Here is a 299-nt window from a genome sequence, read left to right as displayed (position 1 = left end):
CAACTTCGGTCGAAGGCGGAAAGAATTATTTGAAGAACCTTTCTTCGGAAGGTCTTAAAGGAAAGAGAATTGGGGTAATGAAGTCTCTGCTTTCAGATTCCCTGTACAATTCCGCAGTAGAGCAAATGAAAAGTGAAGGTGCTGTAATTGTAGAATTTGAAGCACCGGAAATTCAGCTGAACAACTTCCTGACGCTGCTCACTGCCGATATGAAAAAAGATCTGCCGGCTTACCTTTCTGAATATGCGGATGAGGAAATTACATTTAAAAATGTGGAGGCTATAACGAAATATAATCTG

At 40.5% G+C, this 299-nt stretch carries 1 pseudogene; it reads left to right on the top strand.

Features of this window, described 5'->3' with window-relative positions:
- Positions 1-29: 29 nt before the first annotated feature.
- A pseudogene (locus HC175_RS22880) lies at positions 30-299 on the top strand (amidase family protein); the annotation flags it as partial.

The sequence above is a fragment of the Salinimicrobium oceani genome (assembly GCF_012037645.1).
The sequence above is the reverse complement of the archived record's forward strand: the minus strand, read 5'-3'. Positions and strand labels throughout refer to the sequence as shown.